Source organism: Mycobacterium sp. E2699 (genome assembly GCF_001666745.1).
Taxonomy (GTDB): domain Bacteria; phylum Actinomycetota; class Actinomycetes; order Mycobacteriales; family Mycobacteriaceae; genus Mycobacterium.
This window is the reverse complement of sequence record NZ_LZJH01000065.1, coordinates 153,735-174,549: the sequence shown is the minus strand read 5'-3', so window position 1 is coordinate 174,549 and position 20,815 is coordinate 153,735. Positions and strand designations below refer to the sequence as shown.

The 20,815-nt window shown below is 68.8% G+C and carries 18 protein-coding genes and 1 pseudogene; 11 read left to right on the top strand and 8 right to left on the bottom strand.

Annotated elements, in window-relative coordinates; translation table 11 throughout:
- Positions 1–223: 223 nt before the first annotated feature.
- On the bottom strand, positions 224–1,195 hold the full coding sequence (locus tag A5696_RS11115; RefSeq protein ID WP_231964292.1) for a DUF4873 domain-containing protein: 972 nt from the start codon (positions 1,193–1,195) through the stop codon (positions 224–226).
- Between the two features lie 209 nt (positions 1,196–1,404).
- Positions 1,405–2,310, bottom strand: coding sequence for a diiron oxygenase (locus A5696_RS11110; RefSeq protein WP_067877797.1), 906 nt, complete (start codon positions 2,308–2,310; stop codon positions 1,405–1,407).
- Between the two features lie 103 nt (positions 2,311–2,413).
- On the opposite strand from A5696_RS11110, the gene cobF reads away from it, so the two are divergent.
- From cobF to A5696_RS11095, 4 genes and pseudogenes are all read left to right on the top strand, one after another.
- The gene (gene cobF / locus A5696_RS11105; RefSeq protein WP_067877794.1) at positions 2,414–3,157 is read left to right on the top strand and encodes a precorrin-6A synthase (deacetylating); all 744 of its coding nucleotides are present in this window, start codon (positions 2,414–2,416) and stop codon (positions 3,155–3,157) included.
- A 5-nt stretch (positions 3,158–3,162) separates the two neighbouring features.
- Positions 3,163–3,402: pseudogene (locus tag A5696_RS28320) on the top strand (DNA-formamidopyrimidine glycosylase family protein); the annotation flags it as partial.
- Positions 3,403–3,567: 165 nt separating this feature from the next.
- Entirely contained in the window at positions 3,568–4,026 is a 459-nt protein-coding gene (locus A5696_RS28315; protein ID WP_231964291.1) for a zinc finger domain-containing protein, read from the top strand.
- A gap of 16 nt (positions 4,027–4,042) precedes the next feature.
- Entirely contained in the window at positions 4,043–4,792 is a 750-nt protein-coding gene (locus A5696_RS11095) for an SDR family oxidoreductase (RefSeq protein WP_067877788.1), read from the top strand.
- Positions 4,793–4,879: 87 nt separating this feature from the next.
- On the opposite strand, the gene A5696_RS11090 is transcribed toward A5696_RS11095, so the two are convergent.
- Positions 4,880–6,208, bottom strand: a complete 1,329-nt coding sequence (locus A5696_RS11090) for an oxygenase MpaB family protein (protein WP_067877785.1) — start codon at positions 6,206–6,208, stop codon at positions 4,880–4,882.
- A gap of 111 nt (positions 6,209–6,319) precedes the next feature.
- Between A5696_RS11090 and A5696_RS11085 the strand changes: the two genes are divergently transcribed.
- Complete coding sequence (locus A5696_RS11085; protein WP_156738341.1) at positions 6,320–6,889, top strand: TetR/AcrR family transcriptional regulator; 570 nt, start codon at positions 6,320–6,322, stop codon at positions 6,887–6,889.
- A gap of 21 nt (positions 6,890–6,910) precedes the next feature.
- Here A5696_RS11085 and pgi read toward each other — a convergent pair whose 3' ends face one another.
- The gene (pgi, locus tag A5696_RS11080) at positions 6,911–8,575 is read right to left on the bottom strand and encodes a glucose-6-phosphate isomerase (RefSeq protein WP_067877779.1); all 1,665 of its coding nucleotides are present in this window, start codon (positions 8,573–8,575) and stop codon (positions 6,911–6,913) included.
- A 214-nt stretch (positions 8,576–8,789) separates the two neighbouring features.
- Positions 8,790–9,098 (bottom strand): chorismate mutase, encoded by a 309-nt coding sequence (locus A5696_RS11075; RefSeq protein ID WP_082956571.1) that lies wholly within the window; start codon positions 9,096–9,098, stop codon positions 8,790–8,792.
- A 297-nt stretch (positions 9,099–9,395) separates the two neighbouring features.
- Between A5696_RS11075 and pcrA the strand changes: the two genes are divergently transcribed.
- Positions 9,396–11,729 carry a DNA helicase PcrA gene (pcrA, locus tag A5696_RS11070; RefSeq protein ID WP_067877773.1) on the top strand — a complete coding sequence of 778 codons (2,334 nt, stop codon included), beginning with the start codon at positions 9,396–9,398 and terminating at the stop codon, positions 11,727–11,729.
- 83 nt (positions 11,730–11,812) lie between these two features.
- Here the strand turns inward: pcrA and A5696_RS11065 are convergent, their stop codons facing one another.
- Together A5696_RS11065 and A5696_RS11060 are read right to left on the bottom strand one after the other, a co-directional pair.
- Positions 11,813–12,388 (bottom strand): hypothetical protein, encoded by a 576-nt coding sequence (locus A5696_RS11065; RefSeq protein ID WP_067877770.1) that lies wholly within the window; start codon positions 12,386–12,388, stop codon positions 11,813–11,815.
- A gap of 1 nt (position 12,389) precedes the next feature.
- On the bottom strand, positions 12,390–13,442 hold the full coding sequence (locus A5696_RS11060; RefSeq protein ID WP_231964288.1) for a M23 family metallopeptidase: 1,053 nt from the start codon (positions 13,440–13,442) through the stop codon (positions 12,390–12,392).
- A 335-nt stretch (positions 13,443–13,777) separates the two neighbouring features.
- On the opposite strand from A5696_RS11060, the gene sucC reads away from it, so the two are divergent.
- The 3 genes from sucC (at position 13,778) to A5696_RS11045 (ending at position 17,336) form a co-directional block, all read left to right on the top strand.
- A complete protein-coding gene (sucC, locus tag A5696_RS11055; protein ID WP_067877765.1) occupies positions 13,778–14,941 on the top strand; it encodes an ADP-forming succinate--CoA ligase subunit beta in 1,164 nt (387 codons plus the stop codon).
- Between the two features lie 15 nt (positions 14,942–14,956).
- Positions 14,957–15,859, top strand: coding sequence for a succinate--CoA ligase subunit alpha (gene sucD / locus A5696_RS11050; protein ID WP_067877762.1), 903 nt, complete (start codon positions 14,957–14,959; stop codon positions 15,857–15,859).
- 67 nt (positions 15,860–15,926) lie between these two features.
- A complete protein-coding gene (locus A5696_RS11045) occupies positions 15,927–17,336 on the top strand; it encodes an acetyl-CoA acetyltransferase (RefSeq protein ID WP_067877759.1) in 1,410 nt (469 codons plus the stop codon).
- Positions 17,337–17,399: 63 nt separating this feature from the next.
- Here the strand turns inward: A5696_RS11045 and A5696_RS11040 are convergent, their stop codons facing one another.
- The gene (locus tag A5696_RS11040) at positions 17,400–18,248 is read right to left on the bottom strand and encodes an LLM class F420-dependent oxidoreductase (protein WP_067877756.1); all 849 of its coding nucleotides are present in this window, start codon (positions 18,246–18,248) and stop codon (positions 17,400–17,402) included.
- A 213-nt stretch (positions 18,249–18,461) separates the two neighbouring features.
- On the opposite strand from A5696_RS11040, the gene A5696_RS11035 reads away from it, so the two are divergent.
- Both A5696_RS11035 and A5696_RS11030 read left to right on the top strand, forming a co-directional pair.
- Positions 18,462–19,412, top strand: a complete 951-nt coding sequence (locus A5696_RS11035; RefSeq protein WP_067877752.1) for a DUF5336 domain-containing protein — start codon at positions 18,462–18,464, stop codon at positions 19,410–19,412.
- 39 nt (positions 19,413–19,451) lie between these two features.
- Positions 19,452–20,792, top strand: a complete 1,341-nt coding sequence (locus A5696_RS11030) for a DUF6350 family protein (RefSeq protein ID WP_082968986.1) — start codon at positions 19,452–19,454, stop codon at positions 20,790–20,792.
- Positions 20,793–20,815 lie beyond the last annotated feature (23 nt).

Here is a 20,815-nt window from a genome sequence, read left to right as displayed (position 1 = left end):
GTGGCGACGCGCATCGGAGGCACGCCGATATCGCGCTCGCCCCACGTACCGACCGTTACCCCGCAGAACATGCCGTTCTCGTTCGCTCGCCTGCCGCAGCTCACACGCGCGGCGCGTGGCCAACCTCCCCTGTGCGATGAAAATTAGAATAAGGCGCTTACCCATACGTTGTCATCGGCAAACCTGTTAAGCGCCGCGTACAACAAGCGGTGCCGAATCCTCGTCAGCGCAACGCGTATGGCGGGTCGCCGACACCGGCGACCGTATGGGTGCCCCACGGGGTCAGCTCGACGATGCGCGCCGACGCGCTGCGCTCGCCGACCGTCAGCATCGCGGTTCTCGTCTCCATCAGCCCGGCCGCACCGAAGACCGTTCCCTGCCAGTGGTAGCGGCCGTCGATCGGGTCCAAATGGCCCGCGAGACGCACCCGCACCGCGTGCTCGGCCCCGGCTATCGTCAGCGTCGCCGAGCCCTCGTAGGTCGCATCGCTGTCGCCGGAGGTGATATCGAAGGCCGATGCCACCGGTTGCGGCTGGGCGGGGCGCAGGTAGGCGCGTTCGTTGAACACCTGGTAGCTGCTGCGCCGCACTTCGATGCGCGTGCCGGAGCCGTGTATCAGCAGGCCGACGCACTCGGCGACGTAGCGGGCCTGCGCCTCGACGTCGGGGCCGTCGACGAAGAAGTAGTTGGGCAGGCCGTGCACGGCCACCCCGAAGTAGGGCTCCGCGCCGTCGGCCCACACCTGCCGGGCCGTCACCCCGCCGGCGCCGACCAGCGCCGTGTCCGGTGTGGCCGCGGGGACCGCGAACCCGGTGGCGTAGACGATGGTGTCGGCGCCGTGGTCGACCCCGTCTGCGGTCCGGATGCCCGAGGCGGTGACGGCGGTGACGGCCGATCCGGCGAGCGCAGGTAGCGGCTCGGCCTTGGCGGCCGGCCGGATGCGCCGGCGCAACCAGGGTTTGGCGCGCGTGGCCGGAAGCGGCAACTCGGGAACGATCCGACGCGGCGGGTGCGCGAACACGGTGACCGAGGCCGCCGATGCCGTCAGCCGCGGTAGGTGATGACCGGCGGTGGCGTCGGCGCCGAGGATCGCGACGTGCTTACCGCCCGGGCGGAAATCGGTCGGCCATTGCGCCGCGTGGAACGATTCGCCCGGGAAGTCGTCGCGTCCCGGGATGTCGGGGAGCCACGGCACCTGCACCGGCCGGTAGGCGGCGATGACGACCCGCGCGCGGGTCGTCTCGGCATCGGCGGTCGTCAGCAGCCAGGTGTCGGTGCCGTCGTCGAACCGGGCGCCGAGGACGTCGCGGCCGAGCGTCACGACGTCGGCGACGCCCGCGCCCAGCAACGCGGCCCGCGCGCACCGTCCGCCGGGCCCCGCGCCGACGACGATGACGTCGTGGGTCACAAAAACCTGCTGCGCTTCCAGCCGCGGCGGGCCAGGGGACCCAGCAGGCCCACCTCGGTCAGAAACGCCGCCAGCGGAGCGAAGCCGGCAACCTGCATCTCGCGGCGGTGCGCGCTGGTGCGCGCGATCTTGCGGGCCCGCTTGGCGTCCAGCCCCACCCGCGCGTAGGGGATCGGGTTGCTGAACAGATAGTTGAAGAAGTATCCGCCCAGGCCGTTGATGTTGGCCATGAACCACCGGTTGAGCCGCGGCATCTCGGCCACCCGCTTGCGCGCGCCGTCCCGCGCGAACTGGATGTGGCGGGCCTCCTCGGTGACGTGAATCCGCATGAGGCGCTGGATGATCGGCTGCAATTCGGGGTCGTCCATCATCTGGCGCTGCAGCGAGTCGAAGATCTCCTCACCGATGAGGGCCGCCACCCACAGCATCGAGCCGCGCTGGAACGCCAGCGGCAGGGCGTTGATGATCCACCGGTGAAACAGCCTGGGCCGCACCGGTTTTGCGCCGATGCGCTCGATGGCCTTGCCGAACATGACCATGTGCCGGGTCTCGTCGCCCAGCTCGGTCAGCTTGTAATGCGTCGAGCGGCTGGTGGGGTCCTCGTGCAGGATCGTCCGCAACAGCGACTGGTTGAGCATGTTCTCGAACCAGATCCCGGCCGACAAAGTGTTGACCAGTTCCTGGCGGGACAGGTCGATCTGCTGCTCGCGGGTCATCTCGTCCCACATCGGCGTGTTGTACAGCGACACCAGCCGCGGCGGCAGATAAAACTTGTCCGGGTCCAGCGGGGCGTCCCAGTCGATGTCGACGACGGGCTCGTAGGACTTCTTGACCGAGCCTTTCAGCAAACGGTCCGAGAACTCCTCACGGCTCGGGCCACTTGGCTTCACCACGGTCGTCATAGCGCTGGCGTCCCTTCATCGGGTGCTTCAGACGGTACCCATGGTACTGGGTACTTGGGGAGCCGACTAGGCCCTTCAGGTTTCGATTCGGTTGACTGGCGTCGTGGGTCGGCACATTCACGTGATCGGGATCGGCGCGGGCAACCCGGACTACCTGACGGTCCAGGCGATCGAGGCGCTCAACGCCACCGAGGTGTTCTTCGCGGTGGACAAGGGCGCGGCGAAGAGCGACCTGGTGGGCCTGCGGCGGGCGGTCTGCGCCCGGTTCATCCGGGAGCCCGGGTATCGCTTCGTCGAGCTGCCGGATCCCCCGCGCTCGACCGGGACCGACTACCGGGGGGCCGTGTCGGACTGGCATGCGGCGCGGGCGCGGGTCTGGGCCGCGGCAATTTCCGCGGAGCTGGGCCCCGACGGGGTGGGTGCGTTCCTCGCGTGGGGTGACCCGTCGCTGTACGACAGCACCCTGCGCATCCTGGGCGCCGTGGCGGCCGAAGTCGCGTTCACCTTCGACGTCATTCCCGGAATCACCGCGGTGCAGGCGCTGACGGCCCGGCACCGCATCCCGCTCAACGAGGTCGGCGAACCCGTCCTGATCACCACCGGCCGACGGCTCCGCGAGCACGGTTTGACCGGCCCCGCGGTCGTGATGCTCGACGGTGACTGCTCGTTTCAGGTGTGCCCGCCCGGCACCCGCATCTGGTGGGGCGCCTACCTGGGCACCGGCGACGAGCTGCTGGTGGCGGGGGCGGTCGGGGAGGTCGGGACGCGCATCACGGCGCTGCGGGCCGAGGCTCGCGCGCGGCACGGCTGGATCATGGACACCTATTTGCTCAGACCGGCAGACTGAAGGGCGTGCCCGAACTGCCCGAGATCGAAGCGCTGGTCGACCATTTGCGCCGCCACGCCGTCGGATCGACCGTCGGACGGGTCGACGTCGCCGCGCTGTCCGTGCTGAAGACGTTCGACCCGCCGATCAGCGCGCTGCACGGCCGGGCGGTGACGGGTGCCCACCGCTGGGGCAAGTACCTCGGGCTGCAAGCCGGGCAGCTGTACCTGATCGCCCACCTGTCGCGCGCGGGTTGGTTGCGCTGGTCCGACAAGCCGGCCGCGGCGCCGCTGCGCCCCGGCAAGGGCCCGATCGCCCTGCGCGTGCACCTGGGCACCCCCGGCGACGCGCCCGGCTTCGACCTCACCGAGGCGGGCACCCAGAAGCGGCTTGCGGTCTGGCTCGTCGACGACCCGCAGCTCGTCCCGGGCATCGCCGCCCTGGGTCCCGACGCGCTGGAGCTCGGCCCCCAAGACCTGGCCGGACTGCTGGCCGGCAACACCGGCCGGATCAAGACCGTCATCACCGACCAGAAGGTGATCGCGGGCATCGGCAACGCCTACAGCGACGAGATCCTGCACGTCGCGAAGATCTCGCCGTTCGCCACCGCGGGCAAGCTGACCGACGAACAGCTCACCGCCCTGCACGATGCGATGATCTCGGTCCTGACCGACGCGGTGAGCCGTTCCGTCGGGCAGGGCGCCGCGATGCTCAAGGGGGAGAAGCGCTCCGGCCTGCGGGTGCACGCCCGCACGGGGCTGCCCTGCCCGGTGTGCGGGGACACCGTGCGCGAGGTGTCGTTCGCGGACAAGTCTTTTCAGTACTGTCCGACGTGCCAGACCGGCGGCAAGGTGCTGGCCGACCGTCGGATGTCAAGGCTGCTGAAGTAGCCGATATGCTGCTCGGGTGACTCGCCAGAAGATCCTCATCACGGGAGCCAGTTCCGGCCTGGGCGCCGGGATGGCGCGCGTTTTCGCCGCCAAGGGCCGCGACCTTGCGCTGTGCGCCCGGCGCACCGACCGGCTAGACGAGCTCAAAGCCGAACTGTCGCAACAGTATCCAGGCATCAAGATCGCCGTGGCCGCGCTGGACGTGAACGACCATGAACAGGTGCCGAAAGTGTTCGCCGAACTCAGCGACGAACTCGGGGGCATCGACCGCGTCGTCGTCAACGCCGGCATCGGCAAGGGCGCGAAGCTGGGCTCCGGCAAGCTGTGGGCCAACAAGGCGACCCTGGAAACCAACCTGGTGGCCGCGCTGGTGCAGATCGAGACCGCGCTGGAGATGTTCACCAAGAGCGGTTCTGGTCATTTGGTGCTCATCTCATCGGTTCTCGGCAACAGGGGGGTGCCGGGCGTGAAGGCCGCCTACGCCGCGAGCAAGGCCGGTCTGAGTTCGCTGGGTGAATCCCTGCGCGCCGAATACGCCAAGGGCCCGATCAGGGTTTCGGTGATCGAGCCCGGCTATATCGAGTCGGAGATGACGGCCAAGTCGAACAGCACGATGTTGATGGTGGACAACGAGACTGGCGTCAACGCCATCGTCGCCGCCATGGAACGCGAGCCCGGGCGGGTGGCGGTGCCGTGGTGGCCATGGGCGCCGCTGGTGCAGGTGATGCGGGTGCTGCCGCCCTCGCTTACCAAGTGGTTCGCCTGAGGCCGCCGACCGTGATGCCCGCGAGTGTGCGCAGTTGTGCGCGACACGCCGTGCGGGCGCGTACAACTGCGCACGCTCGCCACAAGGTCAATGCGGCACCGGCGTGTAATGCGCCGCGTCTGTGGTGAATTCGGGCCTGCCGTAGGTCGCCAGCCGGAGCTTGAGCAGCCCGATGACATAGGCGTCGGTGATCTCCCGGAGCACCGGGATGCGGCTGGCTTGGCTCACGGCGCTGAAACGCCCGAGGATGAAGGGCGCGGTGAGGGCGACGCATAACAGGTCCGTCGGCGCGAGCGACACGCCCATGGCCTCGGCGATCGCGCGGTCACCGTTGCAGAAGGTTCGCACGAAAGTGAGCTTGCTGAAACTCTTTTCGACGGCTTCGGCGCACCGGTCGAACAGGGTGGTGTCGGGGCGCAGGTAGGCCGCCATGGTGCCGCGGACGAGTTCTTGGCAGATGCTGTCGAATCCGTGGCGCAGCAGTGCGGAGCGCGCGTGCATGACGTGCATGATGTCGGCGGGTTCCGCGGGTAGCAGTTCCTCGGGCAGGCCGAGCAGAAAGCAGCGGTACCGGGCGAATTCGATGACGGCACGTTCTTCCTTGGTGAACTTCGACCGGCCTTGCCGACGCGCCTTGCGTGCCAACAGGTATTGGCCGATCATTCCCGCTGGCATCTGGTCGACCTGCGGCACCGGCATGCCGTAGACGGCGGTGTCCCACTTGTCGGACTTCTTCAGCGCGTTGTAGCGGACCATCGAGTGCATCAGCCGGACCATGGCGGCGGCCTCGAAGCCGGGGCCGTACCGGTCCAGCGCCCCGGGCAGCGTGGTGACGGCGAAGAAGCTGGCCGTCTCGTTGACCCGCCGGGCGGCCCGCTTGCCCGAAAGGGCGCCGGTCAGCGCCATCGGCAGCGCGGCGTAGGTGTTGGTGAAGGTCGCGATGAAGGCGCCGCGAGTGATGAAGGGGGCCAGCAGCGCCGCGGGAATCCGCTCCTGGCGAGCGCCCTCGCGTACCAGGTCGAAGTCGATCCACTCCGGCGTGGCCTCCATGGCGGCGATGAACGCGACGAGTTCGGGTGGCGCGTCGGGGACGGCCTCGACCCCGTCGCGGCAGGCCCTTTTGAGCATGTCGATCAGGTGCGTGACGCTGTGGGTGTTCATCAGTGCCGCATAGGGATCGGCGACGACGTCGCCGAGCAGCGTTGCCGTGCTGATCAATTCGAGGACGCGGTCGTCGTCCAGGATCGCGGCGCGGTCGGCGACCCAGGGCGGCAGGGCGGAATCGACGCCCGGCTCGGTGGCCAGGCGATCCGGCGGCCGGTCGAAGTCGAAGTCGCCGTAGAGGTCGGGCTGCAGATCGCGCTGGCTGCGGACGCGTCGCGCGAGTTCGGGATAGTACGTGGCCTTGGAGGTCACAAGCCGCCTTCCGCTAACTAACAGTTGGTGAGTAATACTCACAAGCTGTTAGTTATGCTGTCAAGCGTGGGTGTGTCATTGCCGTCGATGCCGTCCCATCCCAGGCGGCGCATGACCGCCGAGGGGCGGCGCGAGCAGATCCTCGACGTCACACACGCGATCGTCGATGCGGAGGGCTTCCACGCGGCGACGCCGAACCGCATCGCACAGCAGGCCGGCATCAATCGGTCGTTGATCTATCAGAAGTTCGGCGACCTGGCGGGGCTGTTCGTCGAGCTGATCGACCGCGAGGCGGCGCGGGCGGGAGCCCAGTTCGCCGAAGCGATTTCGGGGCTGGATGCCGCCGCGGACGCTCTTGTGCTCGCGTTCGACGGGGTGCTGGCCGCCGTCGATGCCCACCCGGCCACCTGGCGGCTGTTCCTGTTCCCGCCGCAGGGCGCTCCGCCGGAGTTGTATGCGCGCCTGGCTCAATCTCAGGCCGTCGTGCTCGACTTCTTCGTCCGTGAACTGCTGCGCCTCAATCCCCGCCTGCACGATCCCGAATACACCGCGCGGGTCTTGCATGCCGCCGGTCGCGAACTGCTGCAGCTGCACCTCAGCGATCCGCAGACCGCGACCGTGGAACGGCTGCGTACATTCGTGCGACGGTTCGGTTCCGAGCTGGTCGTCGCGACCCGATGAGTGCGCCGGGTCCGCGAAATGTCAGCCGGCGCGGCCCCTTTCGGCCCGGTAGCGACGCACCAGCGCGTCGGTCGAGCTGTCCGACTGCGGCGCGGGCGAGGCGTCGCCGGTGATCACCGGAAGCAGCGCCTTGGCCTGCGTCTTGCCCAGCTCCACGCCCCACTGGTCGAAGGAGTCGATGCCCCAGATCACGCCCTCGGTGAAGACCTGGTGCTCGTAGAGGGCGATCAGCTGGCCGAGCACCGACGGCGTGAGCCGGTCGGCCAGGATCGAGGTGGACGGCCGGTTGCCGGGCATCACCTTGTGCGGCACCACGTCGGCCGGCGTCCCCTCCGCGGCGATCTCCTCGGCGGTCTTGCCGAACGCCAGCACCTGGGTCTGGGCGAAGAAGTTGCTCATCAACAGGTCGTGCATGCTGCCGGTGCCGTCGGCGGTGGCGAGGTCGTCGACGGGTTGGCTGAAGCCGATGAAATCGGCCGGCACCAGCCGGGTGCCCTGGTGCAGCAATTGGTAGAAGGCGTGCTGGCCGTTGGTTCCCGGTTCGCCCCAGAAGATTTCGCCGGTGTCGGTGGTGACGGGTGTGCCGTCGGCCCGGGTGGACTTGCCGTTGGATTCCATCGTGAGCTGCTGCAGGTATGCCGCGAAGCGCGACAGGTCGTTGGAGTAGGGCAGCACGGCGCGCGACTGCGCGCCCATGAAGTTGGAGTACCACAGCCCGATCAGGCCGAGCAGGACGGGCGCGTTGGACTCCAGTGGGGCCGTCTTGAAATGCCGGTCGACGATGTGGAATCCGGAGAGAAAGTCGGCGAAGGCCTCCTTGCCGATGGCGGCCATCACCGACAGGCCGATCGCGGAATCAACCGAATAACGGCCGCCGACCCAGTCCCAGAACCCGAACATGTTGTCGGTGTTGATGCCGAAGTCGTCGACCAGCCGTTTGTTGGTGGACACCGCGACGAAGTGCTTGGCCACCGCGGCGTCGCCGAGCGCGTCGGTCAGCCAGCGGCGCGCGGCGGTCGCGTTGGTCAGCGTCTCCAGCGTGGAGAAGGTCTTCGACGCGACGATGAAAAGCGTTGTGGCCGGGTCCAAGTCGGCCAGCTTTGCGGTCAGGTCGGTGGGGTCGACGTTGGAGACGAACCGCGCCGAAATCCCCGCGTCGGCGTAGTGGCGCAGTGCCTGGTACACCATCACCGGCCCGAGATCCGACCCACCGATGCCGATGTTGACGACCGTGCTGATTCTTTTCCGGGTGGCCCCGGTCCATTCACCGCTGCGTAACCGGTCGGTGAAGTCGCCCATCCTGTCCAGCACCTCGTGCACGTCCGCGACGACGTTCTGGCCGTCGACCACGAGCTCGGCGTCGCGGGGCAGCCGCAGCGCGGTGTGCAACACGGCGCGGTCCTCGGAGGTGTTGATGTGCGCCCCGGAGAACATCTGGTCGCGGCGCTCTTCGAGGTTAGCCGTGCGGGCCAAGTCGATCAGCAGCCGCAGCGTCTCTCGGGTGACGCGGTGTTTGCTGTAGTCGATGTAGAGGTCGCCGACGGTGACGGTCAGCTCGCGGCCGCGATCGGGGTCGTCGTCGAAGAACTGGCGCAGATGGGTCTGGCCGATTTGTTCGTGATGACTGCGCAGGGCGTCCCACGCCGGGGTGGCGGTGATGTCGGGGATGGTGTGCACGGATGTCATGAGTTCGACCCTAGTGACGGTCGCAAGCGCGGCGTAGCCGGGCGCTGCGGGCCGTCACGATCTGGCCTAGTGACGGTCGCAAGCGCGGCGTAGCCGGGCGCTGCGGGCGTCACCGTCGGGCCAGACGGTCGCAAGCGCGGCGTAGCCGGGCGCTGCGGGCGTCACCGTCGGGCCAGCGGTCCGACAGCGCCGCGCCAGGCCAGCGCGGGCGCCGTCAGTGGCCGAGGCGGCCGCGGCCCAGCCGCAGCAGCAGCATCGCCAGATCCTTACCCTCGGGACCGAGCTCGCTGTAGCGTTCGATGACCTTCATTTCGCGGCTGTGCACCAGCCGGGTGCCGCCGGACGCCATGCGCACCTTGCCGATCGCCTGGGACACCTCGGCGCGCCGCTTCACCGCGGCGAGGATCTCGGCGTCCAACCGGTCGATCTCCTGGCGCAACTGTTCGATGTCGGTGGTCTCTGCCGTCTCTGTGTTCATCTCAACCAACTCCGCGTTCTCTTGATGTGGGGGTTCTGGTCTCATCCGTTATCGGGCCTCACAAAAGAGACGAGCCCCGAATCCGGAAGCGGACCACGGGGCTCTGCGAAAGCAGCTAGACCACGGGCACCGCTGGCCGGTACCCATAGAAAAATCGGCGCTGCGACACGCGGGCAGGGAGCCGAAGCTGCACGTTGAGCACCAACTGAGTGTGCCACTAACGACTGCGGCGGCGCAAAAATATCGACCGGATCGGCCCCACGGGGCTGCGTCCCGGTCTCCGGCGCGCCGGACGGCCTGGCCAGCGAGGTAGTCGGTCGGCGGCGGTAGATTTGGACCGACATGAGCGTGCACGTGACCAGCAATACCGAAGCCAACTCCGCCACCGAAGCCGACGAGCTGCTCGATGGGCTCAACCCCCAGCAGCGCCAAGCGGTGGTGCACGAGGGCTCGCCGCTGCTGATCGTCGCGGGGGCGGGCTCGGGTAAGACGGCGGTCCTGACACGGCGGATCGCCTACCTGATCGCGGCGCGCGGGGTCGGGGTCGGTCAGATCCTGGCCATCACCTTCACCAACAAGGCCGCCGCGGAGATGCGCGAACGCGTGGTGCGGCTGGTGGGTAACCGCGCCCGCGCGATGTGGGTGTCCACGTTCCACTCGACGTGTGTGCGCATCTTGCGCAACCAGGCGTCGCTGATCGAGGGGCTCAACTCCAACTTCTCGATCTACGACGCCGACGATTCGCGGCGGCTCCTGCAGATGATCGGGCGCGACATGGGGCTGGACATCAAGCGCTACTCGCCGCGTCTGCTGGCCAACGCCATCTCCAACCTGAAGAACGAGCTGATCGACCCCGACGAGGCCCTGGCCAGCCTGTCCGACGCGTCCGACGAGTTGAGCCGCACGGTGGCGTCGGTCTACGGCGAATACCAGCGGAGGCTGCGGGCGGCCAACGCGCTGGACTTCGACGACCTGATCGGGGAGACCGTTGCGGTGCTGCAGACGTTCCCGCAGATCGCGCAGTACTACCGGCGGCGATTCCGGCACCTGCTGGTCGACGAGTACCAGGACACCAACCACGCCCAGTACGTATTGGTGCGGGAGTTGGTGGGCACCGAGACCGAGGACGACGTACCGCCGGCGGAACTGTGCGTGGTCGGCGACGCCGATCAGTCAATCTATGCGTTCCGCGGCGCCACCATCCGCAACATCGAGGACTTCGAGCGCGACTATCCCGACGCGAGAACCATTCTGCTGGAACAGAATTACCGCTCGACGCAGAACATCCTGTCGGCCGCCAACTCGGTGATCGCCCGGAACACCGGACGCCGGGAGAAACGGCTGTGGACCGACGCCGGCGCCGGTGAGCTGATCGTCGGCTACGTCGCCGACAACGAGCACGACGAGGCCAGGTTCGTGGCCGAGGAGATCGACGCGCTCGCCGAGCGCGGCGAGATCACCTACAACGACGTGGCCGTGTTCTACCGCACCAACAACTCGTCGCGGTCGTTGGAAGAGGTGTTCATCCGCGCCGGCATCCCATACAAAGTCGTTGGGGGAGTTCGCTTCTACGAGCGCAAGGAGATCCGCGACATCGTCGCCTACCTGCGGGTGCTGGACAATCCCGGTGACGCGGTCAGCATGCGGCGCATCCTCAACACGCCGCGTCGGGGCATCGGGGATCGCGCCGAGGCATGTGTGGCGGTGTACGCCGAGAACACCGGCGCCAGCTTCGCCGACGCGCTGGTGGCCGCCGCCGAGGGCAAGGTGCCGATGCTGAACACCCGCGCGGAGAAGGCGATCGCGGGGTTCGTCGAGCTGCTGGACGACCTGCGGGGTCACCTCGACGACGACCTCGGCGACCTGGTCGAGTTGGTGCTCGAACGCACCGGATACCGCGCCGAGCTGGAGTCCTCCACCGATCCGCAGGAGCTGGCCCGGCTCGACAACCTGAACGAATTGGTCAGCGTCGCACACGAATTCAGCACCGATCAGGCGAACGCCGCCGCGCTGGACGAGTCGCTGGACGCCCCCGAGGACGAGGACGTGCCGGACACCGGCGCGCTGGCGGCCTTTTTGGAGCGGGTGTCCCTGGTCGCGGACGCCGACGAGATCCCCGAGCAGGGCGCCGGTCTGGTCACGCTGATGACGCTGCACACGGCGAAGGGGTTGGAGTTTCCGGTGGTGTTCGTCACCGGCTGGGAGGACGGGATGTTCCCCCACATGCGGTCCCTGGACGACCCGACGGAGCTGTCCGAAGAGCGGCGGCTGGCCTACGTCGGCATCACGCGGGCCCGCCAGCGGCTGTATGTGAGCCGGGCCATCGTGCGGTCGTCCTGGGGGCAGCCGATGCTGAACCCCGAATCGCGCTTCCTGCGCGAGATCCCGCAGGAGCTCATCGACTGGCGCCGCAGCGCGCCCACCCCGTCGTTCAGCGCCCCGGTCAGCGGCGCCGGGCGGTTCGGCGCGCCGCGTCCGTCGCCGACCCGCTCCGGGGCGAGCAAACGGCCGCTGCTGGTGCTGCAACCCGGCGACCGGGTGACCCACGACAAATACGGCCTCGGTCGGGTCGAGGAGGTGTCAGGCGTCGGCGAATCGGCCATGTCGCTCATCGACTTCGGCAGCGCGGGACGGGTGAAGCTGATGCACAACCACGCCCCGGTCAGCAAGCTCTGACGCACCGAACGTGACGTCAGGGCGAGATTTTCGCCGATTCCCCAGCACCACAACACGTTCGGCGGACAACGGCGCGGAGAAAGTCAGTACCCCTGCAGCCAGCGTCTGGTTTGGGGATGAAACGTCAGCGCCACGCTGGCCACCGGCAGCAGCCACAGGAAGTAGACGATCCACGCCACCCGCGCGCCCGCGATGAACACGCCGCCGTAGGTCAGCACCGCGACCACCGCGCCGGCCGCGATCAGGTAACGCCCGAGCGGCCGGCGCCGCAGCAGCAGAATGACCCCGGAAACCGTGGTGATCGCGAACACCAGCGCGAGGAAGGCGACCGCGATGCAGAACAGGCGGTCGGTCCGCCACCACCCCCCGATCAGGTCGGTGGCCACCACCGACGTCGCCCATCCGCTGACGATGGTGACGGCGGCGGCGGCGACGGCGGTCCGGCCGCTCGGCTCGTGGCCCGGAAAACCTCGTCGTACCGCGGAAGGGGCACCCTGATCCGAGGCGGAAGCCCGCGGAATCTGGGTGGTCGGGGACTCCGGCACCACGGGCATCGGCCCGGTCGGTGCCCGCCGGATGATCCGCGTCTGTGATTCGGAGGGCGGTGCGCTGGCCTCGGGTGTCGGCGCTGGTGCAGCGGGGTCGTTCGGCGCGGTCACCTCAGCCAGCGTAGCCGCCGACGTTAAGACCCCGCTTTGCAAGCCATGGGACTGGGTCAATCCTTTCGGTGCCGCCCAGCAGCACCTCAAAGTGCAGGTGGGGCCCGGTGGAATTGCCGCGGTTGCCCATGGTGGCGATCTGGTCACCGGCCATCACGCGCTGGCCGACGCTGACCAGCGTCGTGTTGACGTGGCCGTAGAGCGTGACCGTGCCGTCGGCGTGGCGCAGCTTGACCAGCGCGCCATAGCCGGCGGCCGGGCCGGCGTCGATGACGACGCCGTCGGACACCGCGTAGATCGGCGTGCCGATCGAGTTGGCGAGGTCGATGCCGGCGTGCAGCACGCCCCAGCGGTAGCCGAAGTTGGAGGTAAAGATCCCCTTCGTCGGCATGACGTAAAGCGGCTGCTGTAGCCGAGCCTCGCGCTGGGCGCGGTCGTTGGCGAAGGCCACGCCTTTGGCGAGTTCCTCATTGTGGACCGCGGCATTCGCCGCGGGCTGGACCGCGACCACCTGGGCGCCGCGGATCGTGTTGCCGCCCGCCCCGCCGGAAAGCGCAGACGCGTTGGCGGTCAGCACGGCCTCCGTCTTGGGTGTGTCGGCGTGGCTGGTCGCGGTGTGGGCCGCGGCGGCCGCGGCACCCGCGGCCATCGCCGAGATGAGCAGACGCCCACGGGCGGCGCTGGTCGGCTGCTTACGGTGCTGCCCACCGCGGCGTATCGCCGGGATGACGTCGGTGATGTCGGCGTGGTTGGGCCGGTGCGGCTCGGTGGTGGACGACTCGAACCGTGCCGGTACCGGCACGGCGGCGGGGGCCGCCAGCAGCAGCGGACTCGGATCGCTCGCGTCGTGCAGGTCGTCGAGCTCGGGAGCGAGCAGGACGCGGGCCCCGTTGTCGAAGGCGGAGTCGTTGCTGAAGTCCAGGCCCTCGAGGTCGCCGGACTCGTCGGCGAAATCCAGGTCGTCGAAGTCGAATCCGTCGAGCGGGAGTATCTCGGTGACTTCGTTGCGGTGAGCCTCGGTCCACCGGCCGCCTGCTGCGCGACCTACCCTCACCACGCCTGTTGTTTCGGCAGAAGGACGAGTCAAACGGTGCTGGGACAAGCTGAAATGTCCTCGTATCGTGACCATAACGTTATCTGGACCCTAGGAAGGTATCCGCTAACCGACGGGGCTTGCAACCTCGGGCCGAGAACCCGGCGGATATTGTGATTCGCATCACTTCGGCGAAGTATCGATATGCCGTGAGCTGCGCCACAACGGCGGACGCGACGCTAGCACGCGTTCGGCGGGTGGATACAGTGCCACCGTGCGAGTCGCCGATTCCGGCTGTCCCCGTTGAGGGACCCACGTACAGGCCTAGCAGCAAGTCGAGCGAAGACAGTGAGCCCATGGACCTTTTCGAGTATCAAGCAAAAGAATTGTTCGCCAAGCACAACGTACCGAGCACGCCCGGGCGGGTGACCGACACCGCCGAGGGTGCTCGGGCCATCGCCGACGAGATCGGCCGCCCGGTGATGGTCAAAGCCCAGGTCAAGGTCGGCGGCCGGGGCAAGGCCGGCGGCGTCAAATTCGCCGCGACGCCCGAGGACGCCTACGAGCACGCCAAGAACATCCTCGGCCTGGACATCAAGGGCCACATCGTGAAGAAGCTGCTGGTCGCCGAGGCCAGCGACATCGCCGAGGAGTACTACATATCCTTCCTGCTCGACCGCGCCAACCGCACCTACCTGGCGATGTGCTCGGTCGAGGGCGGCATGGAGATCGAGGAGGTCGCCGCCACCAAGCCCGAGCGGCTCGCCAAGGTGCCGGTGAGCGCCGTCAAGGGGGTGGACGTCGCGACCGCCCGTTCCATCGCCGAGCAGGGCCACCTGCCGGCCGAGGTGCTCGACGCCGCCGCGGTCACCATCTCCAAGCTGTGGGAGCTGTTCGTCGCCGAGGACGCGACGCTGGTGGAGGTCAACCCACTGGTGCGCACCCCGGACGACCGGATCCTGGCACTGGACGGCAAGGTCACGCTCGACGCCAACGCCGACTTCCGCCACCCCGATCACACGGAGTTCGAGGACCGCGAGGCCACCGACCCGCTGGAGCTCAAGGCCAAGGAACACCACCTCAACTACGTCAAGCTGGACGGCCAGGTCGGCATCATCGGCAACGGCGCGGGCCTGGTGATGTCGACCCTCGACGTCGTCGCCTACGCCGGGGAGAAGCACGGGGGAGTCAAGCCGGCCAACTTCCTGGACATCGGCGGCGGCGCCTCGGCCGAGGTGATGGCCGCCGGGCTGGACGTGGTCCTGGGCGACCAGCAGGTCAAGAGCGTCTTCGTCAACGTCTTCGGCGGCATCACCTCCTGCGACGCGGTGGCCACGGGCATCGTCAAGGCGCTGGAAATCCTTGGCGGCGAGGCGAATAAGCCGCTGGTGGTGCGCCTGGACGGCAACAACGTCGAGGAGGGCCGTCGCATCCTGACCGAGGCCAACCATCCGCTGGTGACGCTGGTGCCCACGATGGACGAGGCCGCTGACAAGGCCGCCGAGTTGGCGAGCGCCTAGAAAGGACTTGGAACCATGTCGATCTTCCTGAACAAGGACAACAAGGTCATCGTCCAGGGCATCACCGGCAGCGAGGCCACCGTCCACACCGCGCGAATGCTCAAGGCGGGCACCCAGATTGTCGGCGGCGTGAACGCGCGCAAGGCGGGCACCACCGTCACGCACGAGGACAAGGGCGGCCGGATCGTCAAGCTGCCGGTGTTCGGCGGTGTCGCCGAGGCGATGAAAGAGACCGGCGCCGACGTGTCGATCATCTTCGTCCCGCCGAAGTTCGCCAAGGACGCCATCATCGAGGCCGTCGACGCCGAGATCCCGCTGCTGGTGGTCATCACCGAGGGAATCCCGGTGCAGGACACCGCCTTTGCGTGGGCCTACAACCTGGAGAAGGGCGCCAAGACCCGCATCATCGGCCCGAACTGCCCCGGCATCATCACCCCGGGCGAGGCGCTGGTGGGCATCACCCCCGCCAACATCACCGGTTCGGGACCCGTCGGGCTGGTGTCCAAGTCGGGCACGCTGACCTACCAGATGATGTACGAGCTGCGTGATTTCGGGTTCTCGACGTCCATCGGCATCGGCGGCGACCCGGTGATCGGGACCACCCACATCGACGCCATCGAGGCCTTCGAGAAGGACCCCGACACCAAGGTCATCGTGATGATCGGCGAGATCGGCGGCGACGCCGAGGAGCGCGCCGCCGACTACATCAAAGCGCACGTCTCCAAGCCGGTCGTCGGCTACGTCGCGGGATTCACCGCGCCCGAGGGCAAGACGATGGGCCACGCGGGCGCGATCGTGTCCGGCTCGTCGGGCACCGCCGCCGCCAAGAAGGAGGCCCTGGAGGCGGCCGGCGTCAAGGTGGGCAAGACCCCGTCGGAGACGGCGGCGCTGGCGCGGGAGATTCTCAAGGCGCTGTAGCGGCCGCCGGCCTTCGACCGGGACCCGGTGGCGGGGCCGCAGTTCCGCTGCGGTAGATAGTTGAGCTATGAATCTTGATCCGCGCACGCCCGTCGTCGTCGGCGTCGGGCAGGCCGCCGAGCGCATCGACGACCCCGGTTACCGGGCGATGTCGCCCGTGGAGTTGGCCGCCGCTGCCGCATCGGCGGCCCTGGCCGACTGCGGAGCCGACGCCGGGTCGGTGGCCGCGGCCGTCGACACCGTGGCCGGCGTGAGGCAGTTCGAGATCTCCGGGCCGGTCGCTTCAGCCGTGCTCGGGCGGTCGAACAACTATCCGCGCTCGGTGGCCAAGCGGGTCGGGGCCGAGCCGGCGCGCGCGATCCTCGAGATCGTGGGCGGCCAGGGGCCGCAGCATCTGATCAGCGAGCTGGCAGCGGAGATCGCCGCCGGCGGGTCGCGGGTGGCCCTGATCTTCGGGTCGGACGCGACCTCGACGCTCCGGCGCTTCGCGAAGGCGGACGACAAGCCGGACTTCACCGAGACTGTCGACGGTGACCTGGAGGACCGCGGCACCGGCATCGAGAAACTCATCTCGCGCTACACCGTCATCCACGGCCTGACCAGCGCGCCGATCCAATACGGGCTGCTGGAGAACGCCCGGCGGGCCGGCACCGGGCTGGGGCCCGCCCAGTATCGACGCCGGATGGGCGAGCTGTTCGCGCCCTTCACCAAGATCGCCGCCAGCAACCCGTTCGCCGCCGCGCTACTGATGTCGGTCGAGGCCGCGCGGCGCCTCGGGGTGCCCGAAGAGAACTGGGTGTACCTGCACGGGCACGCCGACCTCGAAGAGCAGCCGCTGCTTGAGCGCCCGGATCTCGGGCACGCGCCGTCGGCCGTCATGGCGGTGCGCGAGGCGCTGGGCATGGCCGGCATCGGCGTCGACGACGTCGCCACCTTCGACCTCTACAGCTGCTTTCCCGTCCCCGTGTTCAACATCTGCGACGGCATGGGGATCGCGCCCGACGACCCGCGCGGGCTCACGCTGACCGGGGGGCTACCGTTCTTCGGCGGCGCCGGCAACAACTACTCGATGCACGCGGTCGCCGAGACGATCGTTCAAATGCGAAGCATGCCAGGTCAATTCGGGCTTGTGGGCGCCAACGGCGGCATCCTGAGCAAGTACTCCGTCGGGGTGTACTCCACGACCCCGGTGGAATGGACGCCGGATCGCAACGCGCGGCTGCAGTCGCAGGTCGCGGGCCTGCCCACCCAGGCGGTGGTCGAAGCCGCCGACGGGTGCGGCACCGTCGAGACCTATACGGTGCGGCGCGACGACGGTCGCCCGACCGGCATCGTCATCGGCCGGCTCGACGACGGCAGTCGGTTCCTGTCGACCACCGAAGACGACGAACTGATCGCGCTGCTGATCGAGGGCGATCCCCTCGGGCAGGCGGTCCGGGTGCGCTCCTTCGACTACGGCAATCGCTGCTGTCTCTAGGCCGACCAGACGCAAAAGCTCCCGTCGCAGGGCGTGTCGAGGGGCGTTTGTGTCTGCTCGCGCTCAGACGGCGGCGGCCAGCTTGCCGGCCAGCCGCTCGACGTAGGCGGCGACCTCGTCGTCGGGGCGGTCGGGCAGGCCGAACAGCACTTCTGTCACGCCGAGCTCGGCCCAGCGCGCCAGCTTCTCGGGGATCGGCTTGAAGTCCAGCGCGACGATCTGCGGGGCCCCGTCGCGGCCGGCGGCCGCCCAGGTGTCCTGCAGCAACTTGACCGGCTCGTCGATGTCGAAGTCGCGCGGGGTGGTGATCCAGCCGTCGGCGCTGCGGGCGATCCACTTGAAGTTCTTCTCGTTGCCGGCGGCGCCGACCAGCACCGGGATGTGTGACTGCACCGGCTTCGGCCAGGCCCAGCTGGGCCCGAACTTGACGAACTCGCCGTCGTAGGCGGCTTCCTCCTCGGTCCACAGCGCGCGCATCGCCTCGATGTACTCGCGCAACATTGTGCGTCGCCGCCCCGCCGGCACCCCGTGGTCGGCGAGCTCGTCGGTGTTCCATCCGAAGCCGACGCCCAGGCTCACCCGGCCCCCGGACAGGTGGTCAAGCGTGGCAATGCTTTTCGCCAACGTGATCGGGTCGTGCTCGACGGGCAGCGCCACCGCGGTCGAGAGGCGCACCCGCGAGGTGACCGCGCATGCGGCGCCCAGGCTCACCCACGGGTCCAGCGTGCGCATGTAGCGGTCGTCCGGCAACGACGCGTCGCCGGTGGTGGGGTGGGCCGCCTCGCGCTTGACCGGGATGTGGGTGTGCTCTGGCACGTAGAACGTCTGGAAGCCGTGGTCGTCGGCGAGCTTCGCCGCCGCCGCCGGGGTGATGCCGCGATCGCTGGTGAAAAGCACAAGGCCGTAATCCATGCACAGAATTAGAACGTGTTCTACCTGCGCTCGGCAAGCGGCGCCGCTGGGCCGACCGGCCGGTGGCTCCGGCACGGCGACCCGAAGGTGCGCTAGCGTGGTTGATCGATCGCGCCGCAACGCAACATGGGGAAGGTGTTCGTCGAAGTGGTGCGCCTGGAAGCACAGCGTCGCACTGCAATGTGGCGCCGCCCACGAGCCACAGGAGGAGTCATGACCTACTCGCCCGGTAGCCCCGGATATCAACCCGCGCAACCCGGCGGCTCCTACGCAGGCGCCACACCGTCGTTCGCCAAGACCGACGACGGCGAGAGCAAGCTTCCGCTGGCCTTGAACGTCGCCGTGGTGATCCTCGGCCTCGCGGTCTATCTGCTGAATTTCGGGCCGACGTTCGTCATCAGCGCCGACCTCGGTCCCGGCGGTGGACGCGCCGGTGACGCCGGCACCGCGGTCATCGTCGCGCTGCTGGCCGCCCTGCTGGCCGCGGTCAGCCTGCTGCCCAAGGCCAAAAGCTATGTGGCAATCGTCGCCGTGGTCGCGGTGCTGGGCGCGCTGCTGGCCATCACCGAAACCGTCAACACACCCGCCGGATTCGGCATCGGCTGGGCGATGTGGCCGTTGGTGGGCTGCAGCATTTTCCAGGCCCTCGCCGCCATCGGCGCGTTGCTGCTCGACTCGGGCGTGATCACCGCCCCCACCCCGCGGCCCAAGTACGACCCGTACGCGCAGTACGGCCAGTATGGGCAATACGGCCAGTACGGGCAGTACGGGCAGCAGCCCTCGTACTACGGTCAGCCGAGTGCCCAGCCGCACGCGGGACATCAGTCCCACAACCCGCAGGAGACGCCGCAGCCGTCGTCGTACGGCTCTCAGTACGGCGGTTACCCGTCCAGCCAGAGCCAGGCTCCGACGCAGGCCGCGATCCCGACGTCCACCGGTGGATTCGGCGCTCAGCCGCAGCCGGGCGCACACCAGAACGGGCCGTCGACGCCGCCCACCGGCTTTCCCAGTTTCAGCCCGCCGCCCTCCTCGGCCGCCAGTGGCGCGGAGTCGCAGGCCGGTTCGGGTTCGGCCGACCAGTCCGTCAACACCGGGGGCCAGTCGTCCCACGGCCAGGAGCAGCAGCAGTCGCCGTCGTCACCGTCTGGGCCGGCGCCCGCCTAACCGTGCGCTCTCGCGCGTAGTCGGGCACGTGCGCCAAGAGTGAACAGGGTGTCAGAACGCGAGGACAGCGCTGGCGCTCGCCAGGCGCGCGACCTCGTCCGGGTGGCATTCGGCCCGTCCGTGGTGGCATTGGGCGTCATCGCCGCGGTCACCTTGCTGCAGTTGCTGATCGCCAACAGCGACATGACCGGCGCGTTGGGGGCCATCGCCAGCATGTGGCTGGCGGTGCACCAGGTGCCCATCTCGATCGGTGGCCGCGAACTGGGCGTGCTGCCGCTGCTGCCGGTCCTGTTGATGGTCTGGGGCACCGCGCGTAGCAGCGCGCGGGCCACCTCGCCGCGGTCGTCGTGGCTGGTGGTCCGCTGGGTGGTCGCATCGGCGCTGGGCGGCCCCCTGCTGATGGCGGCGATCGCGCTGGCGGTCATCCACGACGCGTCGTCGGTGATCACCGAGCTGCAGACGCCCAGCGCGCTGCGCGCGTTCGCGAGCGTCCTGGTGGTGCACGCCCTCGGCGCCGGGATCGGTGTGTGGTCGCGGGTGGGCAGGCGGGCGCTGGCGGCGTCGGCGCTGCCCGATTGGCTCGGTGATTCGCTGCGCGCCGCGGTGGCCGGTGTGCTGGCGCTGGTCGGGCTCTCCGGGCTGGTGACCGCGGGGTCTCTTGTCGTGCACTGGGCGACGATGCAGGAGCTCTACGGCATCACCGATTCGATCTTCGGCCAGTTCAGCCTCACCGTGCTGTCCGTGTTGTACGCGCCCAACGTCATCGTCGGCACGTCGGCGGTGGCCGTCGGATCCAGCGCCCACCTCGGGTTCGCGACGTTCAGTCCGTTCACCGTTTTCGGCGGCGACATCCCCGCACTGCCGATCCTGGCCGCGCTGCCCACGCCGCCGCTGGGACCGGTGTGGGTCGCGCTGCTCATCGTCGGCGCCTCGTCTGGTGTCGCGGTGGGGCAGCAATGCGCCCGGCGCGCGCTGCCGCTGCTGCCGGCGACGGCCAAACTGCTGGTCGCCGCCGCGGTCGGCGCGCTGGCGATGTCGCTGCTCGCCTACGGCGGGAGCGGCCGGCTCGGCAACTTCGGTGACGTCGGCGTCGACCAGGGGACCTTGCTGGGCGGTGTGTTCTTCTGGTTCGCGGTCGTCGGCGGGATCACGGTCGTGATGGCCGGCGGGATTCGCCCGGTGCGACTCCGAAGACCCAGGCGGCCCAAGGCCGAGGCCGACGAACCGGCGGACTTCGCGGGGCTTTTCGAAGAGCCGGCCGAAGAATCCGCCGACGAAGCCGCCGCGGGCGACGAAGAGGCCGCCGCGGGCGACGAAGCCGGCGCCGGGGAAGCGGGCGACGAGGACACCCCGCCGCCCGAGTCGCCGAGCCTGCGCTGAGCGCGCCGACACGCCGGACGGTA

Bases quoted from the DNA above. Each gene is read 5' to 3' on its own strand.
- pgi (WP_067877779.1), bottom strand. From the start codon at position 8,575: ATGACATCCGTGCACACCATCCCCGACATCACCGCCACCCCGGCGTGG.
- A5696_RS11085 (WP_156738341.1), top strand. From the start codon at position 6,320: ATGACCGCCGAGGGGCGGCGCGAGCAGATCCTCGACGTCACACACGCG.
- A5696_RS11045 (WP_067877759.1), top strand. From the start codon at position 15,927: ATGAATCTTGATCCGCGCACGCCCGTCGTCGTCGGCGTCGGGCAGGCC.
- A5696_RS11040 (WP_067877756.1), bottom strand. From the start codon at position 18,248: ATGGATTACGGCCTTGTGCTTTTCACCAGCGATCGCGGCATCACCCCG.
- A5696_RS11075 (WP_082956571.1), bottom strand. From the start codon at position 9,098: ATGAGACCAGAACCCCCACATCAAGAGAACGCGGAGTTGGTTGAGATG.
- sucC (WP_067877765.1), top strand. From the start codon at position 13,778: ATGGACCTTTTCGAGTATCAAGCAAAAGAATTGTTCGCCAAGCACAAC.
- sucD (WP_067877762.1), top strand. From the start codon at position 14,957: ATGTCGATCTTCCTGAACAAGGACAACAAGGTCATCGTCCAGGGCATC.
- pcrA (WP_067877773.1), top strand. From the start codon at position 9,396: ATGAGCGTGCACGTGACCAGCAATACCGAAGCCAACTCCGCCACCGAA.
- A5696_RS11035 (WP_067877752.1), top strand. From the start codon at position 18,462: ATGACCTACTCGCCCGGTAGCCCCGGATATCAACCCGCGCAACCCGGC.
- A5696_RS11110 (WP_067877797.1), bottom strand. From the start codon at position 2,310: ATGACGACCGTGGTGAAGCCAAGTGGCCCGAGCCGTGAGGAGTTCTCG.